Raw genomic sequence first — 20,274 nt, 5'->3', positions numbered from 1 at the left:
TTTATGAGGTCACTCGCACCGAGGAGCGATTGAGTTCGTCGGCGAAGGCGTGGTTGACCTCCCGATGGCCTGCCTCGTCCTGGCGTACGGCCAGCACCACATCGCGCAGCCGGGCATTGGGTGCCAGCTTCCAGTAGTCAATGGCGATGTCGGGCGCGGGCACGTTGTCCACGCGGCCGGCATCGATTTCCTGGAGGTAGAGCGTGTAGCTGATCACCGCCTGCTCTTCAAAGTAGCCGACCAGCCGATGCGCGGTGCGCGACGATGTCAGATACAGCCCGAAGAAGAAGACGAAAAACAGCGCCTGTACCAGCAGGATCACCGCGCGCTCAAACCAACTGGGCTTGGCGATCTCCACAAACGTCATCAGGTGCATTCGCTCGTTCTCGGCTTCGTCCAGCAGCGTGCGGATCCAGCCTGCGTCATCCGCCATCCAGCGCAAGCAGCGCAGATGCACCAGCATGCCGCCGACCATGCCCGGCACGGCAGCCACCGTCTCGAGCACGATGGCGCGGTTGCCGTAGCGCTTGGCGAAGAAGGTGTCGGCAAAAAAACGCAGCGACAGCGTGATGCCTAGTGCAACACGGTCTGAGACGTTGGTCGCGGGGCGGTGAACGGTGAAGTCTGAGGATTCCATGTTGAGCTCCAAGTTGCAGTGAGGTTCCGGGTTCTTCGGCGGGTCTGGAATCGTCCTGCCGAGGGGTTGAGTGCCGCTGGTCTTGAAGTAACCAGTGTTCACTTGGCGTTAATGTATAACCCAATGTGACCACTGTCAACATTTTTTCAAAATGCTCTTTTAAGGCGAAAAGCCAAGCCAAACAGAGGACCGGTGCCCAGCTGAGGGATGCGGTGAGCAGGCCGATGGGATTGGCGTACACTTTGAAGTTACCGCCGTCAACATTGAGCCGCAAAAACGCACTACGTCATGGACATTGCCTCTAAGCCCTATCACCACGGCGATCTGCGTCGTGCCTTACTCGACTCGTATCTAGAGCTTTTGCAGGAGGAACAAGGGTGGCATTTCTCGTTGCGAGACCTCGCCAAACGCAGTGGTGTCAGCCATTCCGCGGCGTACAAGCACTTCCCTGACAAAGCTGGCTTGCTTGCCGAAGTCGCTGCGGCAGGCTTTGAGAAGCTGCGCCTTTTTTCGCAACAGGTCGCCAATACGTCTGCGCTCGATCAGCCAGAAGGATTCTTGGCAATTTGTCGTTCGTATGTTGAGTTTGGGAGGACGAACGCCAACCTTTACCGGGTGATGTTCAGTGCCGAAGCGCACGGGTGTGATAACCAGTTGCTCAAGGAAAAGGGCATGGAGTCATTGGGCGTTCTGGTTCACGCCATCGAGGAAGGCCATCGCACCGGATGGATCAGGCATCGAGACGCGTTAAAGCAAGCGCATGCTGTCTGGTCCCAGCTTCATGGACTGACAGTTCTCTCGCTTGACGGTTTAGTCGGCTTCGTTGGCGGTATGGATCCAGCGATGGATTCGTCATTTGAACTGCTGCTGGAAGGACTTCAGGTCAGTTAACGCTCGGCGAAGTGGACGACCTGTTCGGCGCATGATGAGATGAGTGACAGGTTCCCACCTGACGATCGGGTTGTTTGGTCTAATCAGCGTTGATGGTCGAGCCGATGAAACGCCCTTGCCTTGAACGCTGTGCGCCGACCTCGACTGATCCCACTGGGAACAAGCAATCCAATCTCAAGGGGCATTGGTTTCCATGTGGCCTAGTTTGAAAATCGCGAGCGGGAACTTTGGGGCGTGATGGAGACTAATGTGCCTGTTAAATCTGTGGCTTATTGAATGACGAGGAAAACAACTTGCTTTTGACTGATATCGCCGTCGAGCACACGCTGGCGTCCAAAAAGGGAGGACCTCGTGAGACGCTTTTTCTGCATCCCTTTACGAATACCCAACGAGATTCTCTTGGCAAATTTGAGATCGTTCGTAGCATTCGCAAGCTAGGGGCTAAAGAAGTGAAATGCTCGACATTCGTGTCGTTTCAGCATTTGGCAGAGCTATACGCAAAAGGTGTACTCGATGAATTCGGTTTTTCCGTTCGTATGTGTGCCGCTGATGGCAAGTACCCCGCGACGAATCCCGTAAAGAAAATACTCCCAGCCAGTATCAAACCAGGCTCACCGTTCGACCTGGCGGTTCAAGGCATCGATGTTTCAATCCCAGCTAACCGCGAATTGAGAACAGCGTTGCTTCGCACTGACGTTAAGCTTTGAGGGTGCCTGTGAACCACTCTGTTGCCGATATCGACATCATCGCCACTTTCAAGAGGGCGGAGGCAGATGCTGCTCACAAGACCGGACTGATCAAAGCTGCTGCGAAAAAGGGGCCGAAGGCCATCCAAGCCGCCGTAGACGCCGCTGCAAAGGCGGCAAAACGCCGGGACGCATACGCAAAGAAGCTGGAAGCCTTGGGCGTGAGTCTCAAGGATTGAGGAGCAATCCGCCTATTTCCAAGAGCAGTCGCTCGTCGGAACAGTGGGGGCGCCTAGCGGACAACTGAATGGCCGGTGAGCCGTTGCTCGCCACCGGCAGGTCCTGGCCGACACGCCATACGGGAGAGGCCGGACAGGCGTTCCAAGCCGCCAAGGGCTTGGACATGGTTCTGCATGTGGAAGCTCAGGCGCCAGCATTTGGCAAGGCTAGAAAGTTTGCGAACATTAATCCGTGACCCCCGCAGCCTCGAACAATGGCTTGCCCACAGGACCAGCCAGGAAACTGACGAATGCCTGGGTAACTTCCTGCTGCTTACTGGCCGCCAGTGGGGCAGCAGCATAGGTGGTGTAGTTCTGTATTTCTGCGGGCACCGGTCCCACGAAGCGTAGGCCCTTGTCCTTGTAAAGCAGAATCTCGGTGATGGCACCAAAGCCAATTTCGTTACCCTTACCGCGGATGACATGCTCCATCACGGCTGCGCCATCGGGATACCGGGTGGTTCTGGACTCCACTTGTCCGTAGACCTCCATTTTTTTAAGAAGCCCCTCTAGGTACATGCCGGTAGATGCTCGGTTGAACACCAGCGTATCTGCCGCAAGCACTGATTGTTTTAGCGCCACTGCACTGGAAATGTCAGGTACGGGGCCACCTTCACGAACTGCCACCCCCATGCCGACGCGACCCACGATGGCTCGCGTTTCTGCCAGCTTACTGGCGCTGGCAAATTCACTGATAGAGGCACGCGGTGCAATGACGGCGTCAAAGGCTTCATTTCCGTCAATGCGTTTCTTCAACTCTGGTGCTGTATTGAACGTCACTTTGACTTGATGGCCGGTTTGTTTCTCGAAAACGTCCACGGCGGCTTTAAGACCTGGCTCGATGGCTCCCGCGCTGAGCACGGTAATTTCGGCGGCCTGCGCTAGTACGAAACTGGCCATCAGCACACCAGGAACGAAGTGACGACCAATGGAGGAGAAGCGGTTCATGAAAACTCCGAGTGAGATGAAGACGGACGACGACCTTGACCTGCTTGTATCGTAAGCCGAAGGCTCACCTCTGTCCTTCCGGCATTCCCGTTTGGCGGGGCCGTAACGGGACAAATGAGAGAGATGAGTCGACGCAAATCGGTCCAAGATCAGGGCTTGCCTGAAAACCTGAATGTTGACTCGGGACTGAATCCCAGGGTTTAGATGCAGTCGGCGTGGGGGCAATTCTGGCTCTCGCTTACAATGCCTGCCCCAGCTCATCCGCCAGGTCGCCCTGCGAAACACAAATGGAATCAGATACTTACAACGCAGTCGCGACTCCGGAAACGGCCAAAATTCCCAAGGTGGGATTTGTGAGCCTTGGCTGCCCCAAAGCCTTGACCGACTCGGAACTCATCCTCACGCAACTCAGCGCCGAGGGTTATCAGACCTCGAAGACCTTCGAGGGCGCCGACTTGGTGATCGTCAACACCTGCGGTTTCATTGACGATGCGGTCAAAGAAAGCCTGGACACTATCGGCGAAGCGTTGGCTGCCAATGGCCGCGTGATCGTCACGGGTTGCCTGGGCGCCAAAGCCGGCCCCACCAGTGGCAACCTGGTGCGCGAAATGCACCCCAGCGTGTTGGCCGTGACCGGCCCGCACGCCACGCAAGAAGTGATGGACGCGGTGCACGCCAACTTGCCCAAGCCACACGACCCATTCATTGACCTCGTGCCCAATGCATTTGGCTCGGCTGGTGTCAAGCTCACGCCCAAGCATTACGCTTATTTGAAGATCAGCGAAGGCTGCAACCACCGCTGCACGTTCTGCATCATCCCGTCAATGCGTGGCGATTTGGTGTCGCGCCCGATTGGCGACGTGTTGAACGATGCACGTGCCTTGTTCGAAGGCGGCGTGCAAGAGCTGCTGGTCATCAGTCAAGATACCTCGGCCTATGGCGTGGACGTGAAGTACCGCACTGGCTTCTGGGACGGCAAACCGGTCAAGACCCGTATGCTCGAATTGGTGCAAGCGCTGGGTGAAATCGCCGCACCGTACGGCGCCTGGGTGCGCCTGCATTACGTCTACCCGTATCCAAGCGTGGACGAAATCATTCCGTTGATGGCAACGGGTAGCGTGCTGCCTTACCTGGACGTGCCGCTGCAGCACAGCCACCCTGACGTGCTGCGCCGCATGAAGCGCCCGGCCAGTGGCGAGAAGAACCTGGAGCGCATCCAACGCTGGCGCGAAGCCTGCCCTGAGCTGGTGATCCGCAGCACCTTCATTGCAGGTTTCCCCGGGGAAACTGAAGCGGAGTTTGAGCACCTGCTCGACTTCATGCGGGAAGCGAAGATCGACCGCGCAGGCTGTTTTGCTTACAGCCCGGTGGAAGGCGCTGCCGCTAACGACATTCCCGGCATGTTGCCCCCCGAGCTGCGCGAAGAACGGCGCGCGCGTTTCATGGCTGTGGCCGAAGAAGTGTCGGCCGCCAAGCTGCAACAGCGCGTGGGTGCGACGATGCAAGTGTTGGTTGATTCGGCGCCTGCGCTGGGCCGCAAGGGGGGAACCGGCCGCAGCTATGCCGATGCGCCGGAGATCGATGGCGTGGTGCATTTGTTGCCACCAGAAAAAATCAGCAAGACGATGAAGGTGGGTGAATTCACCAAGGCACGCATCGTGGGCACGCAAGGCCACGATTTGGTGGCGCGGCCGATTTAATCCGACTCGCCTTCAACACAAAACAGCGCAGCACCTGCAAAGGTCTGCGCTGTTTTTTTATGCGTGTGTGTTGCGGAAAAGACGTGACAGGTTAAAGTGTCACGGAAAACAAAAAAGCCGCTGAGTCATCAGCGGCTTTTTATTCGAGATAAGGTGTGGTGCCCAGAACTGGACTCGAACCAGCACGCCTTGCGGCGCTGCGACCTGAACACAGTGCGTCTACCAATTTCGCCATCTGGGCCCACGAGAAGAAGTATAACATGTGAAAAATGGACTTTTGATCCAGGGTAAAAAGTTTTCGCAATTTTTCCCAATTCGGTTTTATCCTTACGGTTGCCACCTGCACTGCGCTATGGGAGCGCAGGGGCTGAACAGAAAGAACATTTATCAAAACGCCAAGCCATACCAGCGCCTTGCTGGACGAGATCGAAGGAACCATCCAAGGCCACCGCGACGGACACGGGTTTGTGCTTCGCGACGACGGTGAATCGGATATCTACCTCCCCTCCAATGAAATGCGTGCCGTGCTGCACAAGGACCGTGTCAAGGTTCGTGTGGTGCGCAGCGACCGCAAAGGTCGGCCCGAAGGGCGCGTGGTCGAAATCGTGGAACGTCCGCCGCACCCGATCATCGGCCGGTTGCTGCAAGAAAGCGGCATCTGGCTGGTTGCGCCGGAAGACAAGCGTTACGGCCAGGACATCCTGGTGCCCAAGGGCGCCACCGGCACGGCCAAGCCCGGTCAGGTCGTGGTGGTCGAGCTGACCGAGCCGCCCGCGTTGTTTGGCCAGCCTGTGGGCCGCGTCAAAGAGGTACTGGGTGAGGTTGATGACCCCGGCATGGAGATTGAAATCGCCGTACGCAAGTACGACGTGCCGCACATCTTCTCGGACGCCTGTATCGCGCTGGCGCGTGGCCTGCCCGAAAAGGTGCGCCCACAAGACAAACGCAACCGCATCGATTTGACCGACGTGCCGCTGGTCACCATTGACGGTGAAGACGCGCGCGACTTCGACGATGCCGTGTATTGCGAGCCCGCCAAGGTGGGCCGAAGCAAAGGCTGGCGCTTGTTGGTGGCGATTGCCGATGTGAGCCACTACGTGGAAACCGGCTCGGCCATCGATGTGGATGCTTACGACCGCGCCACCAGCGTGTACTTCCCGCGCCGCGTGATCCCCATGCTGCCCGAGAAGCTGTCCAACGGCCTGTGCTCGCTCAACCCCGAAGTTGAGCGCTTGTGCATGGTCTGCGACATGATGGTCACCGCCAAGGGCGAGGTCCACGCATACCAGTTTTACCCGGCGGTGATGTTCAGCCATGCGCGCTTCACGTACACCGAAGTGGCGGCCATTTTGGGCAATACCCGTGGCCCAGAGGCTGTGCGCCGCAAAGACCGCGTGCAGGACCTGCTGAACCTGGCCGACGTGTACCGCGCCTTGTTGGCTGCGCGCAGCGTGCGTGGTGCGGTTGACTTTGAAACCACCGAAACGCAAATCGTCTGTGACGAAAACGGTCGTATTGAGAAGATCGTGCCGCGCACCCGCAACGAAGCGCACCGCTTGATTGAAGAGGCCATGCTGGCGGCCAACGTCTGCAGTGCTGACTTCATCAACCAAGGCAAACAACCCGGCCTGTTCCGCGTGCACGAAGGGCCTACGCCCGAGAAAAAGGAAGTGCTGCGCAACTACCTGAAGGCCATGGGAGTGGGGCTGACGATCACCGACGACCCCAAGCCTTCTGAGTTTCAGGCGATTGCGGAGGCCACCAAGGATCGGCCCGACGCCCAGCAGATCCACTCGATGCTGCTGCGCTCAATGCAGCAAGCCATTTACACGCCGGTCAACAGCGGCCATTTTGGACTGGCTTACGAGGCCTACACCCATTTCACCAGCCCGATTCGTCGCTACCCGGATTTGCTGGTGCACCGCGTCATCAAGGCGATTTTGGGTGGCACCAAGTACCAATTGCCCACCTTGCCCACGCCGGGCGAGGCGCATGCCAAGCTGGCCAAGCGGCTGCAGAAGAACAACGCTTCCAAGCTCAATGGCAAGGTCGCCGAGCCGAACCAAAAGCCCAAGAAGGTCAGCCAGGACACGCTGGCCTGGCAGGCTGCCGGGCTGCATTGCAGCGCCAACGAACGCCGTGCAGACGAAGCCAGCCGCGACGTCGAAGCCTGGCTCAAGTGCAAGTACATGCGCGAGCATCTGGGCGAGGAATACAGCGGCCTGGTCACCTCGGTCACCACGTTCGGCATCTTTGTGACGCTGGATGCGATGTACGTCGAAGGCCTGGTGCACATCACCGAACTCGGTGGCGAGTACTTCCGCTTCGACGAAGCACGCCAAGAGTTGCGCGGTGAGCGCACGGGTATCCGTTATGCCATTGGTTCGCGCGTGCAAGTGCAGGTGAGCCGTGTCGATTTGGATGGCCGCAAGATCGACTTCCGCTTGATTCGCGATGGTGAAGACCTGCCGGTACGCAACAACAAGGAGCGCGGTGGCAGTGGCGGTGGCTTTGATGATGCGGGCAAGAGCCGCTCCGGCGGTGCGCGTGCAGAGTTCAAGGCCGCACCGCCCGCCCGCAAATCGAAGTCGGAAACCCGTGCGGCCAAGCCTACCGGTGTTGGCAAAGGTGCCAAACCTGCCGGTGGCCCGAACCGCAAGGCCGCGCAGAAGAAACCCCGCGCGCGCCGTTAAAAAACTGTGCCGTAGAAAGCCGCAGGGATGCGGCTTTCTGCTGCGCTTTCTCAACACCTTTCAAACATAAACAGACCAGGAGAACATGGATGGAGACGACGAAGAAAATTGCTATCGTTACCGGAGCCGGTAGCGGCGTAGGCAAAGCGGCCGCATTGGCCTTGTTGAAAGACGGCTACCACGTGGCTTTGGCCGGCCGCCGCGTCGAGCCGCTGCAAGCCGTGGCCGATGAGTCGGGTGCCGGCGCACGCGCGTTGACGGTGAGCACCGATGTGTCGGACCCGGCGTCCGTCAAGGCGCTGTTTGATACCGTGGTCAAAACCTTTGGCCGTGTCGACGTGTTGTTCAACAATGCGGGTGTAAACGCACCTGGCATCCTGCTCGAAGACCTGACACTGGAACAGTGGAAGAACGTGGTGGACATCAACCTGACCGGCATGTTCTTGTGCATCCAGGCCGCCTTCCGGGTGATGAAAGAGCAGTCGCCACGCGGCGGCCGCATCATCAACAATGGTTCGATTTCGGCCACGGCGCCGCGCCCGAATTCAATTGCCTACACCGCCACCAAACACGCGGTGGAGGGCTTGACCAAAACGGCTTCGCTGGATGGCCGCAAGTACGACATCGCCGTGGGCCAAATCGACATTGGCAACGCCGCCACCGACATGGCCATGCGCATGGCCAAGGGTGTGCCGCAGGCCAACGGCGAGATCGCCATTGAGCCGCTGATGGACGTGAACATCGTGGGCCAATCGGTGCTCTACATGGCCAACCTGCCGCTGGAAGCCAATGTGTTGTTCCACACGGTGATGGCCACGAAGATGCCTTTTGTCGGTCGCGGTTAAGCCGCTGAGTCCGCTGAACCCCGGCGTCGGCTGGGGCAAAATCAAGGGCTCTTCACGAGCCCTTTTTGCTTCATGCCGTCCACGATGCCGCCTTCTGATCAAACTGCCAACCGTGCTGCAACCGCTCCTTTGGAATGGGAGGCGATGGACGCCATGCCGTTGCCGCCCGCCGTGCCGCAACGGCCCTACGGCAGCGCACCGCAACAGTTTGGCGAACTGCGTCTGCCTGAGGGGCAGGGCCCTTTCCCGGTGGTGGTGTTGATCCACGGCGGCTGCTGGCGCGCCAAATACGACCTGGTCTACATCACCCGTTTGGCCGCTTGGCTGGCCAGCCACGGTTGGGCCAGTTGGACGATTGAGTACCGACGCGTGGGCGATGCTGGTGGTGGCTGGCCAGGTACCTTGCTCGATGTGGCGCACGCCGCCGATGCACTGCGCGAACTGGCGCAAACCGAACCTCTGGATTTGACCCGCGTCGTGGCCGCAGGGCACTCGGCCGGCGGGCACTTGGCGCTGTGGCTTGCGGCGCGCGCTGGCTTGCCGAGCAACAGCCCGCTGTACCTAGCCAACCCGTTGCTGCTGGCGGGGGTGTTGGGCTTGGCCGCCATCAGCGACCTGGAAACCTACCGCGCTGAAGGCCCTGCAGAAAGCTGCAACGGCATGGTCGACATGTTGATGGGCGGCAGCCTGGATGCCGTGCCCCAGCGCTTTGCCGAAGCCTCGCCCTTGGCGCGGCTGCCGCTGGGTGTGCCGATGGCGTTTGTGCAGGGGGAGGAAGACGACACCGTCTCCGCCGACTCGGTGCGCCGCTTTGTGGCGGCGGCAACAGCGGCGGGCGATACCACGCGGCTATGGAGCCTGCCTGGCGCTGGCCACTACGATGTGGCGGTGGCGCACACCAGCAGTGAACCTGTTTTGCTGCAGGCGCTGGCGTGGTTTAAAGGTCTAAGAACCTGTGCACGATCTCTCTAGGGCCGCGCAGGCACCTTATCGGGATGCACTGCTAGGCGCAAAACCCAAGCCAAGGCTTCTGCCTTGGCTGGTTTTGTAACGACGCAGGGCGCCCGAGAAGGTGCCTGCCCTGCGGGTTGGGGTGAAATCGGGCGATTTGTCTGCCATAGCCCTTGCATGGGCAGAGAGCCCATGCGGCGGTCTCTGACAGTCAACTCATCCCGATTGCACCCCAACGCGGCCCTAGGGAGATCGTGAACTGGTTCTAAGCTAAATTGGCCGTTGGCGCTTACTGCATAAGCGCAAGCAGCTATCAAATTGAGGTTGTGCGACTTTAGAGCTGCACCTTGGCCGCCTTTGCCACCTTCGTCCACTTGTCGATTTCACCTTTGATGAACTTGCGGAACTCGGCAGGTGGGCTGCCCACGGGCTCGGTGCCTTGGGCGATGAGTTTCTCGCGCACATCGGGCAGCTTCATCACGGCGGCCAGCGCGGTGGAGAACTTGTTCACGATTTCGGGCGGTGTGCCCTTGGGCGCAAAGTAGCCAAACCAGGCCACCGATTCAAAGCCGGGGTAGGTCTCGGCGATGGTGGGCACGTCGGGGATTTCGGCGTTGCGCTGCAGCGTGGTCACGCCCAGCGCGCGCAGCTGGCCCGACTTGATGTGCGGAATGGCGGGTGGCAGGTTGCCGCAGAACATCGACACCTGGCCGCCGATCACGTCGGCCACCGCCGGCGATGCGCCCTTGTAGGGAATGTGCAGCAGGTCGATGCCGGCCACCAGCTTCAAGTATTCACCCGTGAGGTGGGCCGACGAGCCATTGCCGCCCGAGGCAAAGGAATACTTGCCCGGCGACGCCTTCGCCAGCGCCACAAACTCGCTCAGCGTTTTGGCCGGAATCTGCGGGTTGATGACACACACGTTGGGCGCTTTATTGATCAAAAGTACCGGCTCAAAGTCGCGCAGCGGATGATAAGAAAGCTTGGCGTACACCGCGGCGTTGATGGCGTGCGACCCGGCATTGCCTATCAAAAAGTTGTAGCCATCGGCGGGCGCGTTCTTCGCGGCCTCGGTGCCGATGATGCCGCCAGCGCCTGGTTTGTTGTCGATGACGAAGGGCTGGCCCAGGCGCTCTTGCAGCTTGGTGCCGATCAGGCGTCCGGCCAGATCTGCGCCGTCTCCCGGCGTGCCGGCGACGATGACTTTGATGGGCCGCGTGGGCCAGTTTGCGGCGTTAGCGCTGGCGTCTGAGCCCTGTGCTTGCGCCAGTGCTGGCAGCATCGACAATACGCCAGCCAAAATGGCTGAACACGTTGCCGCACTTGCCGTGGAAATCAAGCATTTGGAAACCATGATGAATCACGCCTTTGATCAAAAATAGAGGATTATCTGAACTGTCCAGGCTTTGGCCCAGTTGAGCCATAGCAGATTCCCGCATATCCTTGATCGAAAAACGCATAAGAGAAGCACCTCACCAAGTGAAACACCTCAAGCTGCAACCTTCTGACGACACGGTCGACGCCCTCGACATCACCGACCATCTGCGCGACGGCATTTTGAGCGGCATGTTTGCGCCGAACAGCCCGCTGCGCATCGATGCGCTGGCGACGCAGTTCAACGTGTCGCACATGCCGATCCGTGAGGCGCTGCGGCGGCTGGAGTCCGAAGGGCTGCTGGATACCGTGCCGAACCGCGGTGCGCGTGTGGTGGAGGTCACGCCAGCTTTTGTGGCCGACATTTTCGATCTGCGGACTTTGATCGAATCCTTCATGACGCGGCGCGCGGCCGAGCGCATTACGCCCGCGCAACTTGCAGAACTGCAGGCCATTCAGGCGCGTTACGAGGCGGCTGCGCAAAGTGAAGACGTGCCCGCTGCGCTGGCGGCCAACCGCACGTTCCACGCCACCATCAACAGCATCGCGGGCAACCGCGATGGCAGCTTGATTCTGGATCGCCACTGGCGGCTGATCTCCGCGCTATGGCGTGTGTATGGCTACCAGACCGAGCGTTTTGAAGGTGTGATCAGCGACCATCGGCAACTGCTGGAGGCCCTGGCCGAGCGCGATGGTGAGGGGGCGGCGGCGCTGTCGGCGGCACATTCAACTCGCGCGAAGCAGACGCTGCTGAAGCGTATGCGGGACAGGCTGAGCGCGGACGCCGTGGATCGGCAGGCGTCGGCCTAGCCGCTACGGTTGTGAGGCAGACTGCAGTTCGCGCGAGAGTGCGCTGGCTGTGAGTGCCTGGCTGCCCTGCCAGGTGTCAGCCGTCAAACCATGTAGATAGACTGCATCCCGCGCAGCTTCTGTGGCGCTGTGACCGGCAGCCAAGAGGGCCCCGGTCAACCCCGCTAACACATCGCCCGTGCCCGCCGTGGCCAGCCGCGCGTTGCCCGTGGGGTTGATGAACGGCAGCGCCTGCGGCGTGGCGATCACCGAGCCGGAGCCTTTGAGCACCACCACACAGTCAAAGCGTTCTGCCAATTGTTGAGCGGCGCTCAAGCGGTCGGCTTGAATGGCTGTGGTACTCACGCCCAGCAGGCGGGCGGCTTCAAGTGGATGCGGCGTGAGGATGGTGGCCTGCTGCGCCGAATCGCGCGCGGTCAACTGCGCTTGCAACCTGGTGTCGGCCGCAATGGCATTCAGCGCGTCGGCGTCCAGCACCAGGCGTGGGGCTTCCTTCAGCACGCGCGGCAACACCTCGGCCACGGCTTTGCCGCCACCGCAGCCGCAGACAACGGTAAGCGTCGCAAGGGGCAGGGCGGCGACGTCGCGTAGCATCAACTCGGGCAGGGTGGCGCTAATGGAGCTAATGGCGGTAGCGTCAACGTTGGGCGTGAGCAGTGCCGCATACACCCGGCCTGCGCCACCGTGCAGCGCGGCCGATGCGGCCAGTAAGGCTGCGCCTGTCATGCCTTGTGCACCGCCAACGATGGCCAGGTCGCCATAGCTGCCCTTGTGGCTGGCGTGGGCGCGTACGCGAGGCGTGGGGGGTGGACTGAGCAAGGCGCTGGAGGCGAAAGCGTTGATGTCTACATCGAGTGTGTCGAACCAGATTTGGCCAGCCGCGTCGCGCCCCAAGCCGGTGAAGAGGCCGGGTTTTAAGGTCAGCAGGCTGAGGGTGTGCTGTGCATGCACCAGGGCCTCGGCACCCTCACCGGTGTCTGCGTTCAAGCCCGTGGGGACGTCCACAGCCAGCACGATTCCAGTGCAGGCGTTGATCTGCGCGATCCACTGCGCCATGCGGCCGGCCGGTGCGCGGCTGCTGCCCAGGCCGAGCAGGGCGTCGATGACCAGATCTTGCGCGCCGAGGTGTGTGGGTGGTGCATCGGCTAGCGATACACCTGCAGCACGGGCGCGGGCGAGAGACGCCAACGTGTCTGACGGGGCGTGTGCTTCGTCGCCGAGCCAGGTCACGACGACTGTTTTGCCCCAGCGGTGTAAATGCATCGCGGCCTCTAGCCCGTCGCCGCCATTGTTGCCGGGGCCGCAGGCCACCCAGATGGTGCGCGCGTGCGGCGCCACGGCGAGGGCGAGGCGCGCCACGGCCAGGCCTGCGCGCTGCATCAACGTGTGCGAAGGCGTGGCGGCGAGTGCGGCTTGTTCGATGCGGCGGGTCGCGGCGCTGTTGAACAGCGCGGGGGCGGCGAAATCGGCGGTGATGCGTTGCATGCTGCGATTTTGCGCTGCTGGCGGCGCTGATGGTGGAGCGGTTGTGCGCCCTAGCGGCGTAAGCGCTCCAAGCCCAAGCCTTCCAAGTCCACACCCGGGGTGCGGCGCTCGATCAGGTCGGCCACCGCGCGCGCGCTGCCGCAACTCAGCGCCCAGCCGCTGGAGCCGTGGCCCAGGTTGAGCCACACGCCGGGCACGCCGCTGGCGCCAATCAATGGTGGACCGTCGGCCATCATCGGGCGCGCACCTTTCCACACTTGCACGCCCGCGCTGATGTTGGCCGCGCCCGGGAACCAGTCGTGCAGCACTTTGTAGAGGGTTTGGATTGCGGCTTGGCGTGGCTGGCCTGGGCGGCCGCCAATTTCTGCGCTGCCGGCCACGCGCACACGCTGGCCCAGGCGGGTGATGGCGACCTTGTAGCGCTCGTCCATCACCGCGCCGCGCGGGGCGTTGAGTGGTTCGCGGATGTTGGCCGAAACCGAGTAGCCGTACACCGGCGTCATCGGCAGGCGCACGCCCAATGGGCTCAGCAACGCGGCCGAGCCCACGCCGGCGCACAGCACCACGGCATCGAAGCTGCGCGGGGTGGGTTCGTTGGCGATGTAGACCGTGGCGGCTTGCGCCGACGAGATCTTGTCGACGGTGCAATTGAATTCAAATTTGACGCCCCGGCGCTGGGCATCTGCCTTGAGCAGCATAGTGAACTGGCGGCAGTTGCTGGCCTCGGCGTCTTCGAGATAGATGGCGCCCACCAGCGGGCTGTCGGTGCTGAGGGCGGGCTCGATCTGGCGTGCGGCGTCGGCGTCAATCTCTTTGAATTTCTGGCCAGCTTCGCGCAGCACGGCCAGGCCGGGTTGGGCCAGCGCGCGGTCGGCCTCGGTGCGCAGCAGCACCATGTAGCCGGGGCTGCGGTCGTATTCAAGGCCATGCCCTTGGGTGATTTCGCTCAGACGCTCGCGGCTGTAAAGCCCCAGGCGGATCATGCGCGCGCGGTTGGCGGCATAGGTATCGGGCTTGCAGGCGCGCAGCCATTGCCACATCCAGCCAATGTCGTGCCCGCTCAACGGCCAGGCTACTTTCACCGGCGCGTGCTGGCTGAACAGGTAGCGCAGTACTTTGCGCGGCATGCCGGGTGCGGCCCAGGGCGTGATGTAGCCGGGCGCGATCACGCCGGCATTGGCAAAGCTCGTGCCTTCGCCGGCAGCGCTGTTGCGCTCGAGGACGGTGACGTCGTGACCATCAATGGCCAACTCGAACGCGGTGGTGACGCCAATGACCCCGGCGCCGATGACAGCAATCTTCATGCAATCCTGATTTTGCGAATTAAATCTTTGGTTGCGCCCAACCATCGTGCGCAACCAGCTATCAAAATTGTAGAAGCGTTTCGATCTCCAGGCCGAGGTTCAGGATCACGTCGTCGTGTAACGCTCCCTGCCAGAGCATCAGGCCGGTGGGCAATTCGTCAGGCGCATGAGACGGCAGCGACAGTGCGCAGCCGTCCAGCATATTGACCACGCTGGGGTTGCGTAGCAGCAACGCGTTGGTGCGAAAAAACGCGTCGTCGTGCGCGGGGTCGGGGCCGAGGTTGGCCAGCGGCGGCGCGACGATCGGCACGGTGGGCGACAAAACGGCTTCATAGCCGCGTAGCGCAGAGGTCATGCTGGCGATCCAGCGTTCGCGTGCGGCCACCAGTTCCATGTATTCAAACGCGGCCACGTGGGCGCCGCGCTCGATGCGGGCGAGGACGCGCGGGTCGTAGCTGGCGCGCGCCGAGGGGCCGCGGCTGAGCAGCGGGCGGTGCCAGAAGTAACTTTCGGCCGCTGAAAAGCCGCCGGTGGTCTGCATGTCGCGCAACGTGCCCAACTCGTGCAGGCGCAGGTTGACGATTTGTGCGCCGGCTTGGCTCAGGCGCTGCAGGGCGCGGTCAAAAGCGCGGTGGTTGGTTTGGTCCAGCCCGTCCAGCATGGTGTGTTCGGCCACGGCCAAGCGTATGCCTTTGAGGCGGCGCGGGTTGCGAGGCACGGCGCGTTGGCTCAAGATTTCGTGGGCTACGACGGCGTCGCGTACCGTGCGTGTCATCGCGCAAACGGTGTCCAGCGTGGTCGACAGCGGAATGGCGCCCTCGGTGGGGACCAGCCGAGCCGTGCTCTTAAAGCCCACGATGCCGTTGAGTGCGGCTGGAATACGGATGGAGCCGCCCGTGTCCGAGCCCAGCCCAATGAATGCCGCGCCGGTCGCGACCGAAACGGCGGCCCCGGATGACGATCCGCCCGGAATGCGGGCCACTGCGGGTTTGGGGCTGGTCAGACCGGGGATGGGGCCGGGCGCCATGTTGTAGCGCCCGTCCCATGCGGCTGGCGTGCCGAAATGGGGGTTGATGCCGACGCCAGAGAATGCGAATTCCACCATATTGGTGCGCCCGATCAGCGTGCCGCCAGCCGCTTTGAGGCGGGCGACGGCGGGGCAGTCGGCACTGGCGGGCGGGGCGTCTTGCAGAATGCGCGAGCCAGCGGGGGTGGTTTGTCCCTCTATGTCGAACAAGTCTTTCACCGAAAAAGTCAGGCCGGCCAGCGGTGTCTCGCTGAGCCCTGGTTGACCCAATTGGGCTTGCGTACTCTCGAATGTGGGTCTAAGGAAAACGTTCTGGCAGGCTGCCGACTGGGCCTGTGTCACGCAATGCGCGAGTTCTGCCGTTGGCGTGGTGGTGTTCTGGCGCAGGCGTTCACGGGTCGCGGTCAAGTCTGGAATCATGGTCGGCGGCTGGGGTGTGCTACACTCCCTGGGTTTAGCTGATCAGTCAAGAGCATTGGTCAAGAGCATTTGTGAGAATGTTCTTGAAATGTTTTTTGACATCGCAAAAACACAATCGCAAAGCAGTCCACTCAAGGTGTTGCATTTTTTGCGCCAACGTTTCGCCGCTTGAAGCTATCAAGGTGATATCCAAGTGTGTCCGTTTCGTCTGGTTACAAAGATATCGCAATAACGGACTGTATTTAAGACCCAACCTTTGGAGTTTTCCCTATGTCAGTCACGATGCGCGAAATGCTGGAAGCCGGCGTTCACTTTGGTCACCAAACCCGCTTCTGGAATCCCAAGATGGCTCCGTACATCTTTGGTCACCGCAACAAAATTCACATCATCAACCTGGAAAAGTCGCTGCCGATGTTCCAGGAAGCTGCCAAGTTCGTGAAGCAACTCACGGCTAACCGTGGCACCGTTTTGATGGTTGGCACCAAGCGCCAAGCCCGCGAAATCCTGGCTGGCGAAGCCGCTCGCGCTGGCGTGCCTTTCGTTGACCAACGTTGGTTGGGCGGCATGCTCACCAACTTCAAGACGGTCAAGACCTCGATCAAGCGCTTGAAGGACATGAAGATCCAGCAAGAAGCTGGCCTCGAAGGCATGAGCAAGAAAGAGCAACTGATGTTTGCTCGCGAAATGGCCAAGCTGGAAAAAGACATCGGCGGCATCCAAGATATGGCTGCCCTGCCAGACGCGATCTTCGTGATCGACGTTGGTTTCCACAAGATCGCCGTGGCAGAAGCACGCAAGCTGGGCATTCCTCTGATCGGTGTGGTGGACTCCAACCACTCGCCAGAAGGTATTGACTACATCATTCCAGGTAACGACGACTCCTCCAAGGCTGTGACGCTGTACGCACGCGGCATTGCAGACGCGATTATCGAAGGCCGCGCCAACGCCGTCACCGACGTGGTCAAGGCTGTTGCTGAAAGCAGCGACGAGTTCGTGGAAGTGAACGAGGCAGCGGCCTAAGCCCCAGGACGCCGCGTGAAAACGCGATAAAAGCGGGGCTGCATGGCCCCCTTTTTTTTAGTTTCTTTCAAATATTTGAGTACGGAGAATACAAATGGCTGCTATTACCGCAAGCATGGTCGCAGAACTGCGCGGCCGCACCGACGCCCCCATGATGGAATGCAAGAAAGCCCTGACCGAAGCCGATGGCGATCTGGGCAAGGCTGAAGAGCTGCTGCGCGTCAAGCTGGGCAACAAGGCTGGCAAGGCCGCCTCGCGCGTGACCGCCGAAGGCGTGGTCACCAGCTTCATCGATGGCAACACCGGTGCGCTGCTCGAAGTGAACTGCGAAACCGACTTCGTGACCAAGAACGATAGCTTCCTGGCGTTGGCCCAAGCCGCTGCCGAACTGATCGCCAAGCAAAACCCAGCCGACGTGGCTGCTTTGGGTGCACTGGCCTACAGCCAAGACGGTTTTGGCCCCACGCTGGAAGACGTGCGCAAGGGTTTGATCGGCAAGATCGGCGAAAACATGACGTTCCGTCGCTTTGTGCGTTTGAGCGGCAACAAGCTGGCTGCTTACCTGCACGGCACGCGTATCGGCGTGTTGGTGGAATTCGAAGGCGACGAAACCGCTGCCAAAGACACCGCCATGCACATTGCTGCCATGAAGCCAGTGGCTTTGACCAGCGCTGACGTGCCAGCCGAGCTGATCGAAAAAGAGCGTGCTGTTGCCGCTGGCAAGGCCGAAGAAGATCGCAAGGCTGCAGAAGCCGAAGGCAAGAAGCCACAACCAGCCGATATCGTTGCCAAGCGCATCGAAGGCGGCGTGGCCAAGTACCTGAAGGAAGTGTCGCTGCACAACCAAGCTTTCGTGAAGAACGACAAGCAAACCGTTGAGCAAATGCTCAAGGCCGCCGGCACCACTGTCAAGAGCTTCACGCTCTACGTGGTGGGCGAAGGCATTGAGAAGAAGGTTGACGACTTTGCTGCCGAAGTTGCTGCCCAAGTCGCTGCCGCCAAAGCCGCTGCCTAAGAACGTCCCGACGTTCTAAACAACGCGATCCGTCATCGACGGATCGCGTTTTGCCGATAACATCTCTATTTCCAGCCCACAGTCAATCAAGGAGTCCCTCATGACCAATCCGCAGCCAGCGCACAAGCGAATTTTGCTCAAGCTGTCTGGAGAGGCGCTGATGGGGGATGACCAGTTCGGCATCAACCGCGCCACCATCGTGCGCATGGTGGAAGAAGTGGCTGAAGTGACCCGTCTGGGCGTAGAGGTGGCTGTGGTCATCGGCGGTGGCAATATCTTCCGCGGTGTCGCGGGCGGTGCCACCGGTATGGACCGCGCCACGGCCGACTACATGGGCATGCTGGCCACCGTGATGAATGCGCTGGCCTTGGCCGACACCATGAACCACGCTGGTTTGGTGGCCCGTGTGATGTCCGCCATCAACATCGACCAAGTGGTCGAACCCTATGTTCGCCCCAAGGCCTTGCAGTACCTCGAAGAGGGCAAGGTCGTGGTGTTTGCTGCCGGTACCGGCAACCCATTTTTCACCACCGATACGGCGGCTGCTTTGCGCGGCGCAGAGATCGGTGCTGAGTTGGTGCTCAAAGCCACCAAAGTGGACGGCGTCTATTCCGCCGATCCCAACAAGGACCCATCGGCCACGCGTTATGCCAAGATTTCCTTCGACGAAGCGATCTCGAAGAATCTGGGCATTATGGACGCCGCAGCCTTTGCGCTGTGCCGCGACCAGAAGCTGCCGATTCGGGTGTTCTCCATCAACAAACACGGCGCTCTGAAGCGCGTGGTGATGGGTGAAGACGAAGGAACCCTGGTTTACGCTTGAGTTTGTGCACCCGTCGCGCCAGATGGCGGGCCGGTGTGCCGACCATTTGAGGAAGAAACATGACGATTGCCGAAATTCGCAGCACGATGGAAGCCAAGATGGACCAATCCATCAACGCTTTCAAGAACAACCTGACCAAAATCCGTACTGGCCGCGCCAACCCAGCTTTGCTGGACTCCGTGCAGGTCGACTACTACGGCTCCATGGTGCCGATCACCCAAGTCGCCAACGTCTCTTTGCTCGACGCGCGCACGATCAGCGTGCAGCCGTGGGAAAAGGGCATGGGCGCCAAGATTGAAAAAGCCATTCGCGACAGCGACCTGGGCTTGAATCCATCGTCGATGGGCGAACTGATCCGCGTGCCGATGCCGGCCATGACCGAAGAGCGCCGCAAGGAATTGACCAAGGTGGTGCGTGGCGAAGGCGAAAACGCCAAGGTGGCTGTGCGTAACCTGCGCCGTGACGCGAACGAAGCCGTCAAGAAACTGGTGAAAGACAAGCTCGCCTCCGAAGACGACCAAAAGCGCGCCGAAGCCGAAGTGCAGAAGATCACCGACAAGCACATTGTGGCGATCGACCAACTCGTCACGGCCAAGGAACAAGAACTGATGGCGGTTTAAGAGCCGCTCATGACCGTTTCTTCAAACGCTCCGAAGCACATTGCCATCGTGATGGATGGCAACGGCCGTTGGGCCACGCGCCGATTTCTGCCACGTGTGGCAGGCCATCGGCAAGGGGTGGAGTCGCTGCGCCGCTGTGTCCAGGCTTGCCTGGACCGTGGCATTGGTGTTTTGACCGTCTTTGCATTTTCTTCAGAAAACTGGGACCGTCCGGCCGAGGAGGTCTCGGGCCTGATGTCGCTGATGGTGAGCGTGCTCGCCAAAGAAGTGCCCAAGCTGCATGCCAACGGTGTGCAACTGCATTTTGTCGGCGAGCTTTCGGCTTTGTCTGAAAAGGTGCGTGGTGGCTTGCTGCAAGCCGAAGCGGCGACGGCTGGCAACGGCCGTCTGGTACTCAACATCTGCTTCAATTACGGTGGCCGCTGGGACATCGCGCAGGCTGCACGCAAGCTGGTCGCTGCTGGCGAACCTGTCACCGAGCGCAGTTTGGATGGTGCTATGGCGCTGGCCCACTGCGCCGATCCCGATTTGCTGATTCGCACCGGCGGCGAATTCCGCATCAGCAATTTCTTGTTGTGGCAGTGCGCTTATACCGAGATGTATTTCTCGGACAAGCTTTGGCCAGAATTTGACGAAGCTGCATTGGACGGCGCCATTGCGGCCTACGCGCAGCGCGAGCGTCGATTCGGCAAAACCTCGGGCCAGGTCGCTGGTGCCGCGTCCACGCGGGCTGCCTCGTCCGGTTAA

20 protein-coding genes and 1 tRNA gene are annotated in these 20,274 nt (G+C 60.6%); 13 read left to right on the top strand and 8 right to left on the bottom strand.

Annotated elements, in window-relative coordinates:
- Position 1: 1 nt before the first annotated feature.
- Entirely contained in the window at positions 2-637 is a 636-nt protein-coding gene (locus ACPWMG_RS20205; RefSeq protein ID WP_483301278.1) for an alternative oxidase, read from the bottom strand.
- A 288-nt stretch (positions 638-925) separates the two neighbouring features.
- On the opposite strand from ACPWMG_RS20205, the gene ACPWMG_RS20200 reads away from it, so the two are divergent.
- The 3 genes from ACPWMG_RS20200 (at position 926) to ACPWMG_RS20190 (ending at position 2,453) form a co-directional block, all read left to right on the top strand.
- Positions 926-1,528, top strand: a complete 603-nt coding sequence (locus ACPWMG_RS20200; protein WP_483301277.1) for a TetR/AcrR family transcriptional regulator — start codon at positions 926-928, stop codon at positions 1,526-1,528.
- Between the two features lie 293 nt (positions 1,529-1,821).
- Positions 1,822-2,235: a hypothetical protein gene (locus ACPWMG_RS20195; RefSeq protein WP_483301276.1), complete on the top strand. Its 414-nt coding sequence runs from the start codon at positions 1,822-1,824 to the stop codon at positions 2,233-2,235.
- Positions 2,236-2,243: 8 nt separating this feature from the next.
- Entirely contained in the window at positions 2,244-2,453 is a 210-nt protein-coding gene (locus tag ACPWMG_RS20190) for a hypothetical protein (protein ID WP_483301275.1), read from the top strand.
- Between the two features lie 225 nt (positions 2,454-2,678).
- On the opposite strand, the gene ACPWMG_RS20185 is transcribed toward ACPWMG_RS20190, so the two are convergent.
- Positions 2,679-3,440 carry a substrate-binding domain-containing protein gene (locus ACPWMG_RS20185; protein WP_483301274.1) on the bottom strand — a complete coding sequence of 254 codons (762 nt, stop codon included), beginning with the start codon at positions 3,438-3,440 and terminating at the stop codon, positions 2,679-2,681.
- Between the two features lie 287 nt (positions 3,441-3,727).
- On the opposite strand from ACPWMG_RS20185, the gene rimO reads away from it, so the two are divergent.
- Positions 3,728-5,140 carry a 30S ribosomal protein S12 methylthiotransferase RimO gene (gene rimO, locus ACPWMG_RS20180; protein WP_483301273.1) on the top strand — a complete coding sequence of 471 codons (1,413 nt, stop codon included), beginning with the start codon at positions 3,728-3,730 and terminating at the stop codon, positions 5,138-5,140.
- Between the two features lie 156 nt (positions 5,141-5,296).
- On the opposite strand, the gene ACPWMG_RS20175 is transcribed toward rimO, so the two are convergent.
- A tRNA-Leu gene (locus ACPWMG_RS20175) sits at positions 5,297-5,381 on the bottom strand.
- A 172-nt stretch (positions 5,382-5,553) separates the two neighbouring features.
- Here ACPWMG_RS20175 and rnr point away from each other — a divergent pair.
- The 3 genes from rnr to ACPWMG_RS20160 all read left to right on the top strand — a co-directional run bounded on the left by rnr (position 5,554) and on the right by ACPWMG_RS20160 (position 9,650).
- On the top strand, positions 5,554-7,833 hold the full coding sequence (rnr, locus tag ACPWMG_RS20170) for a ribonuclease R (protein ID WP_483301272.1): 2,280 nt from the start codon (positions 5,554-5,556) through the stop codon (positions 7,831-7,833).
- Positions 7,834-7,922: 89 nt separating this feature from the next.
- Positions 7,923-8,678, top strand: a complete 756-nt coding sequence (locus tag ACPWMG_RS20165) for an SDR family oxidoreductase (protein WP_483301271.1) — start codon at positions 7,923-7,925, stop codon at positions 8,676-8,678.
- 84 nt (positions 8,679-8,762) lie between these two features.
- A complete protein-coding gene (locus ACPWMG_RS20160) occupies positions 8,763-9,650 on the top strand; it encodes an alpha/beta hydrolase family protein (RefSeq protein ID WP_483301270.1) in 888 nt (295 codons plus the stop codon).
- A gap of 313 nt (positions 9,651-9,963) precedes the next feature.
- Here ACPWMG_RS20160 and ACPWMG_RS20155 read toward each other — a convergent pair whose 3' ends face one another.
- On the bottom strand, positions 9,964-10,911 hold the full coding sequence (locus ACPWMG_RS20155; protein ID WP_483301269.1) for a Bug family tripartite tricarboxylate transporter substrate binding protein: 948 nt from the start codon (positions 10,909-10,911) through the stop codon (positions 9,964-9,966).
- Entirely contained in the window at positions 10,865-11,089 is a 225-nt protein-coding gene (locus ACPWMG_RS20150; protein WP_483301268.1) for a hypothetical protein, read from the bottom strand. The genes ACPWMG_RS20155 and ACPWMG_RS20150 overlap by 47 nt, the downstream gene beginning before the upstream one ends.
- 19 nt (positions 11,090-11,108) lie before the next feature.
- Between ACPWMG_RS20150 and ACPWMG_RS20145 the strand changes: the two genes are divergently transcribed.
- Positions 11,109-11,813 (top strand): GntR family transcriptional regulator, encoded by a 705-nt coding sequence (locus ACPWMG_RS20145; RefSeq protein WP_483301267.1) that lies wholly within the window; start codon positions 11,109-11,111, stop codon positions 11,811-11,813.
- 3 nt (positions 11,814-11,816) lie between these two features.
- Here ACPWMG_RS20145 and ACPWMG_RS20140 read toward each other — a convergent pair whose 3' ends face one another.
- From ACPWMG_RS20140 to ACPWMG_RS20130, 3 genes are all read right to left on the bottom strand, one after another.
- Positions 11,817-13,298, bottom strand: a complete 1,482-nt coding sequence (locus ACPWMG_RS20140; protein ID WP_483301266.1) for an NAD(P)H-hydrate dehydratase — start codon at positions 13,296-13,298, stop codon at positions 11,817-11,819.
- A gap of 50 nt (positions 13,299-13,348) precedes the next feature.
- Entirely contained in the window at positions 13,349-14,602 is a 1,254-nt protein-coding gene (locus tag ACPWMG_RS20135; RefSeq protein WP_483301265.1) for a D-amino acid dehydrogenase, read from the bottom strand.
- Between the two features lie 61 nt (positions 14,603-14,663).
- The gene (locus ACPWMG_RS20130; protein ID WP_483301264.1) at positions 14,664-16,049 is read right to left on the bottom strand and encodes an amidase; all 1,386 of its coding nucleotides are present in this window, start codon (positions 16,047-16,049) and stop codon (positions 14,664-14,666) included.
- A 270-nt stretch (positions 16,050-16,319) separates the two neighbouring features.
- Here ACPWMG_RS20130 and rpsB point away from each other — a divergent pair, with 270 nt between their 5' ends.
- From rpsB to uppS, 5 genes are all read left to right on the top strand, one after another.
- The gene (rpsB, locus tag ACPWMG_RS20125) at positions 16,320-17,069 is read left to right on the top strand and encodes a 30S ribosomal protein S2 (RefSeq protein ID WP_483301263.1); all 750 of its coding nucleotides are present in this window, start codon (positions 16,320-16,322) and stop codon (positions 17,067-17,069) included.
- Positions 17,070-17,163: 94 nt separating this feature from the next.
- The gene (gene tsf, locus ACPWMG_RS20120; RefSeq protein ID WP_483301262.1) at positions 17,164-18,084 is read left to right on the top strand and encodes a translation elongation factor Ts; all 921 of its coding nucleotides are present in this window, start codon (positions 17,164-17,166) and stop codon (positions 18,082-18,084) included.
- Positions 18,085-18,184: 100 nt separating this feature from the next.
- On the top strand, positions 18,185-18,907 hold the full coding sequence (gene pyrH / locus ACPWMG_RS20115) for a UMP kinase (RefSeq protein WP_483301261.1): 723 nt from the start codon (positions 18,185-18,187) through the stop codon (positions 18,905-18,907).
- Between the two features lie 59 nt (positions 18,908-18,966).
- Positions 18,967-19,527: a ribosome recycling factor gene (frr, locus tag ACPWMG_RS20110; protein ID WP_483301260.1), complete on the top strand. Its 561-nt coding sequence runs from the start codon at positions 18,967-18,969 to the stop codon at positions 19,525-19,527.
- Between the two features lie 9 nt (positions 19,528-19,536).
- On the top strand, positions 19,537-20,274 hold the full coding sequence (gene uppS, locus ACPWMG_RS20105) for a polyprenyl diphosphate synthase (RefSeq protein ID WP_483301259.1): 738 nt from the start codon (positions 19,537-19,539) through the stop codon (positions 20,272-20,274).

This window comes from Hydrophilobacter chitinilyticus, assembly GCF_049860745.1.
In the GTDB taxonomy this organism is placed as follows: domain Bacteria; phylum Pseudomonadota; class Gammaproteobacteria; order Burkholderiales; family Burkholderiaceae_C; genus Rhodoferax_B.
This window is presented reverse-complemented; position numbering and strand designations above follow the sequence as displayed.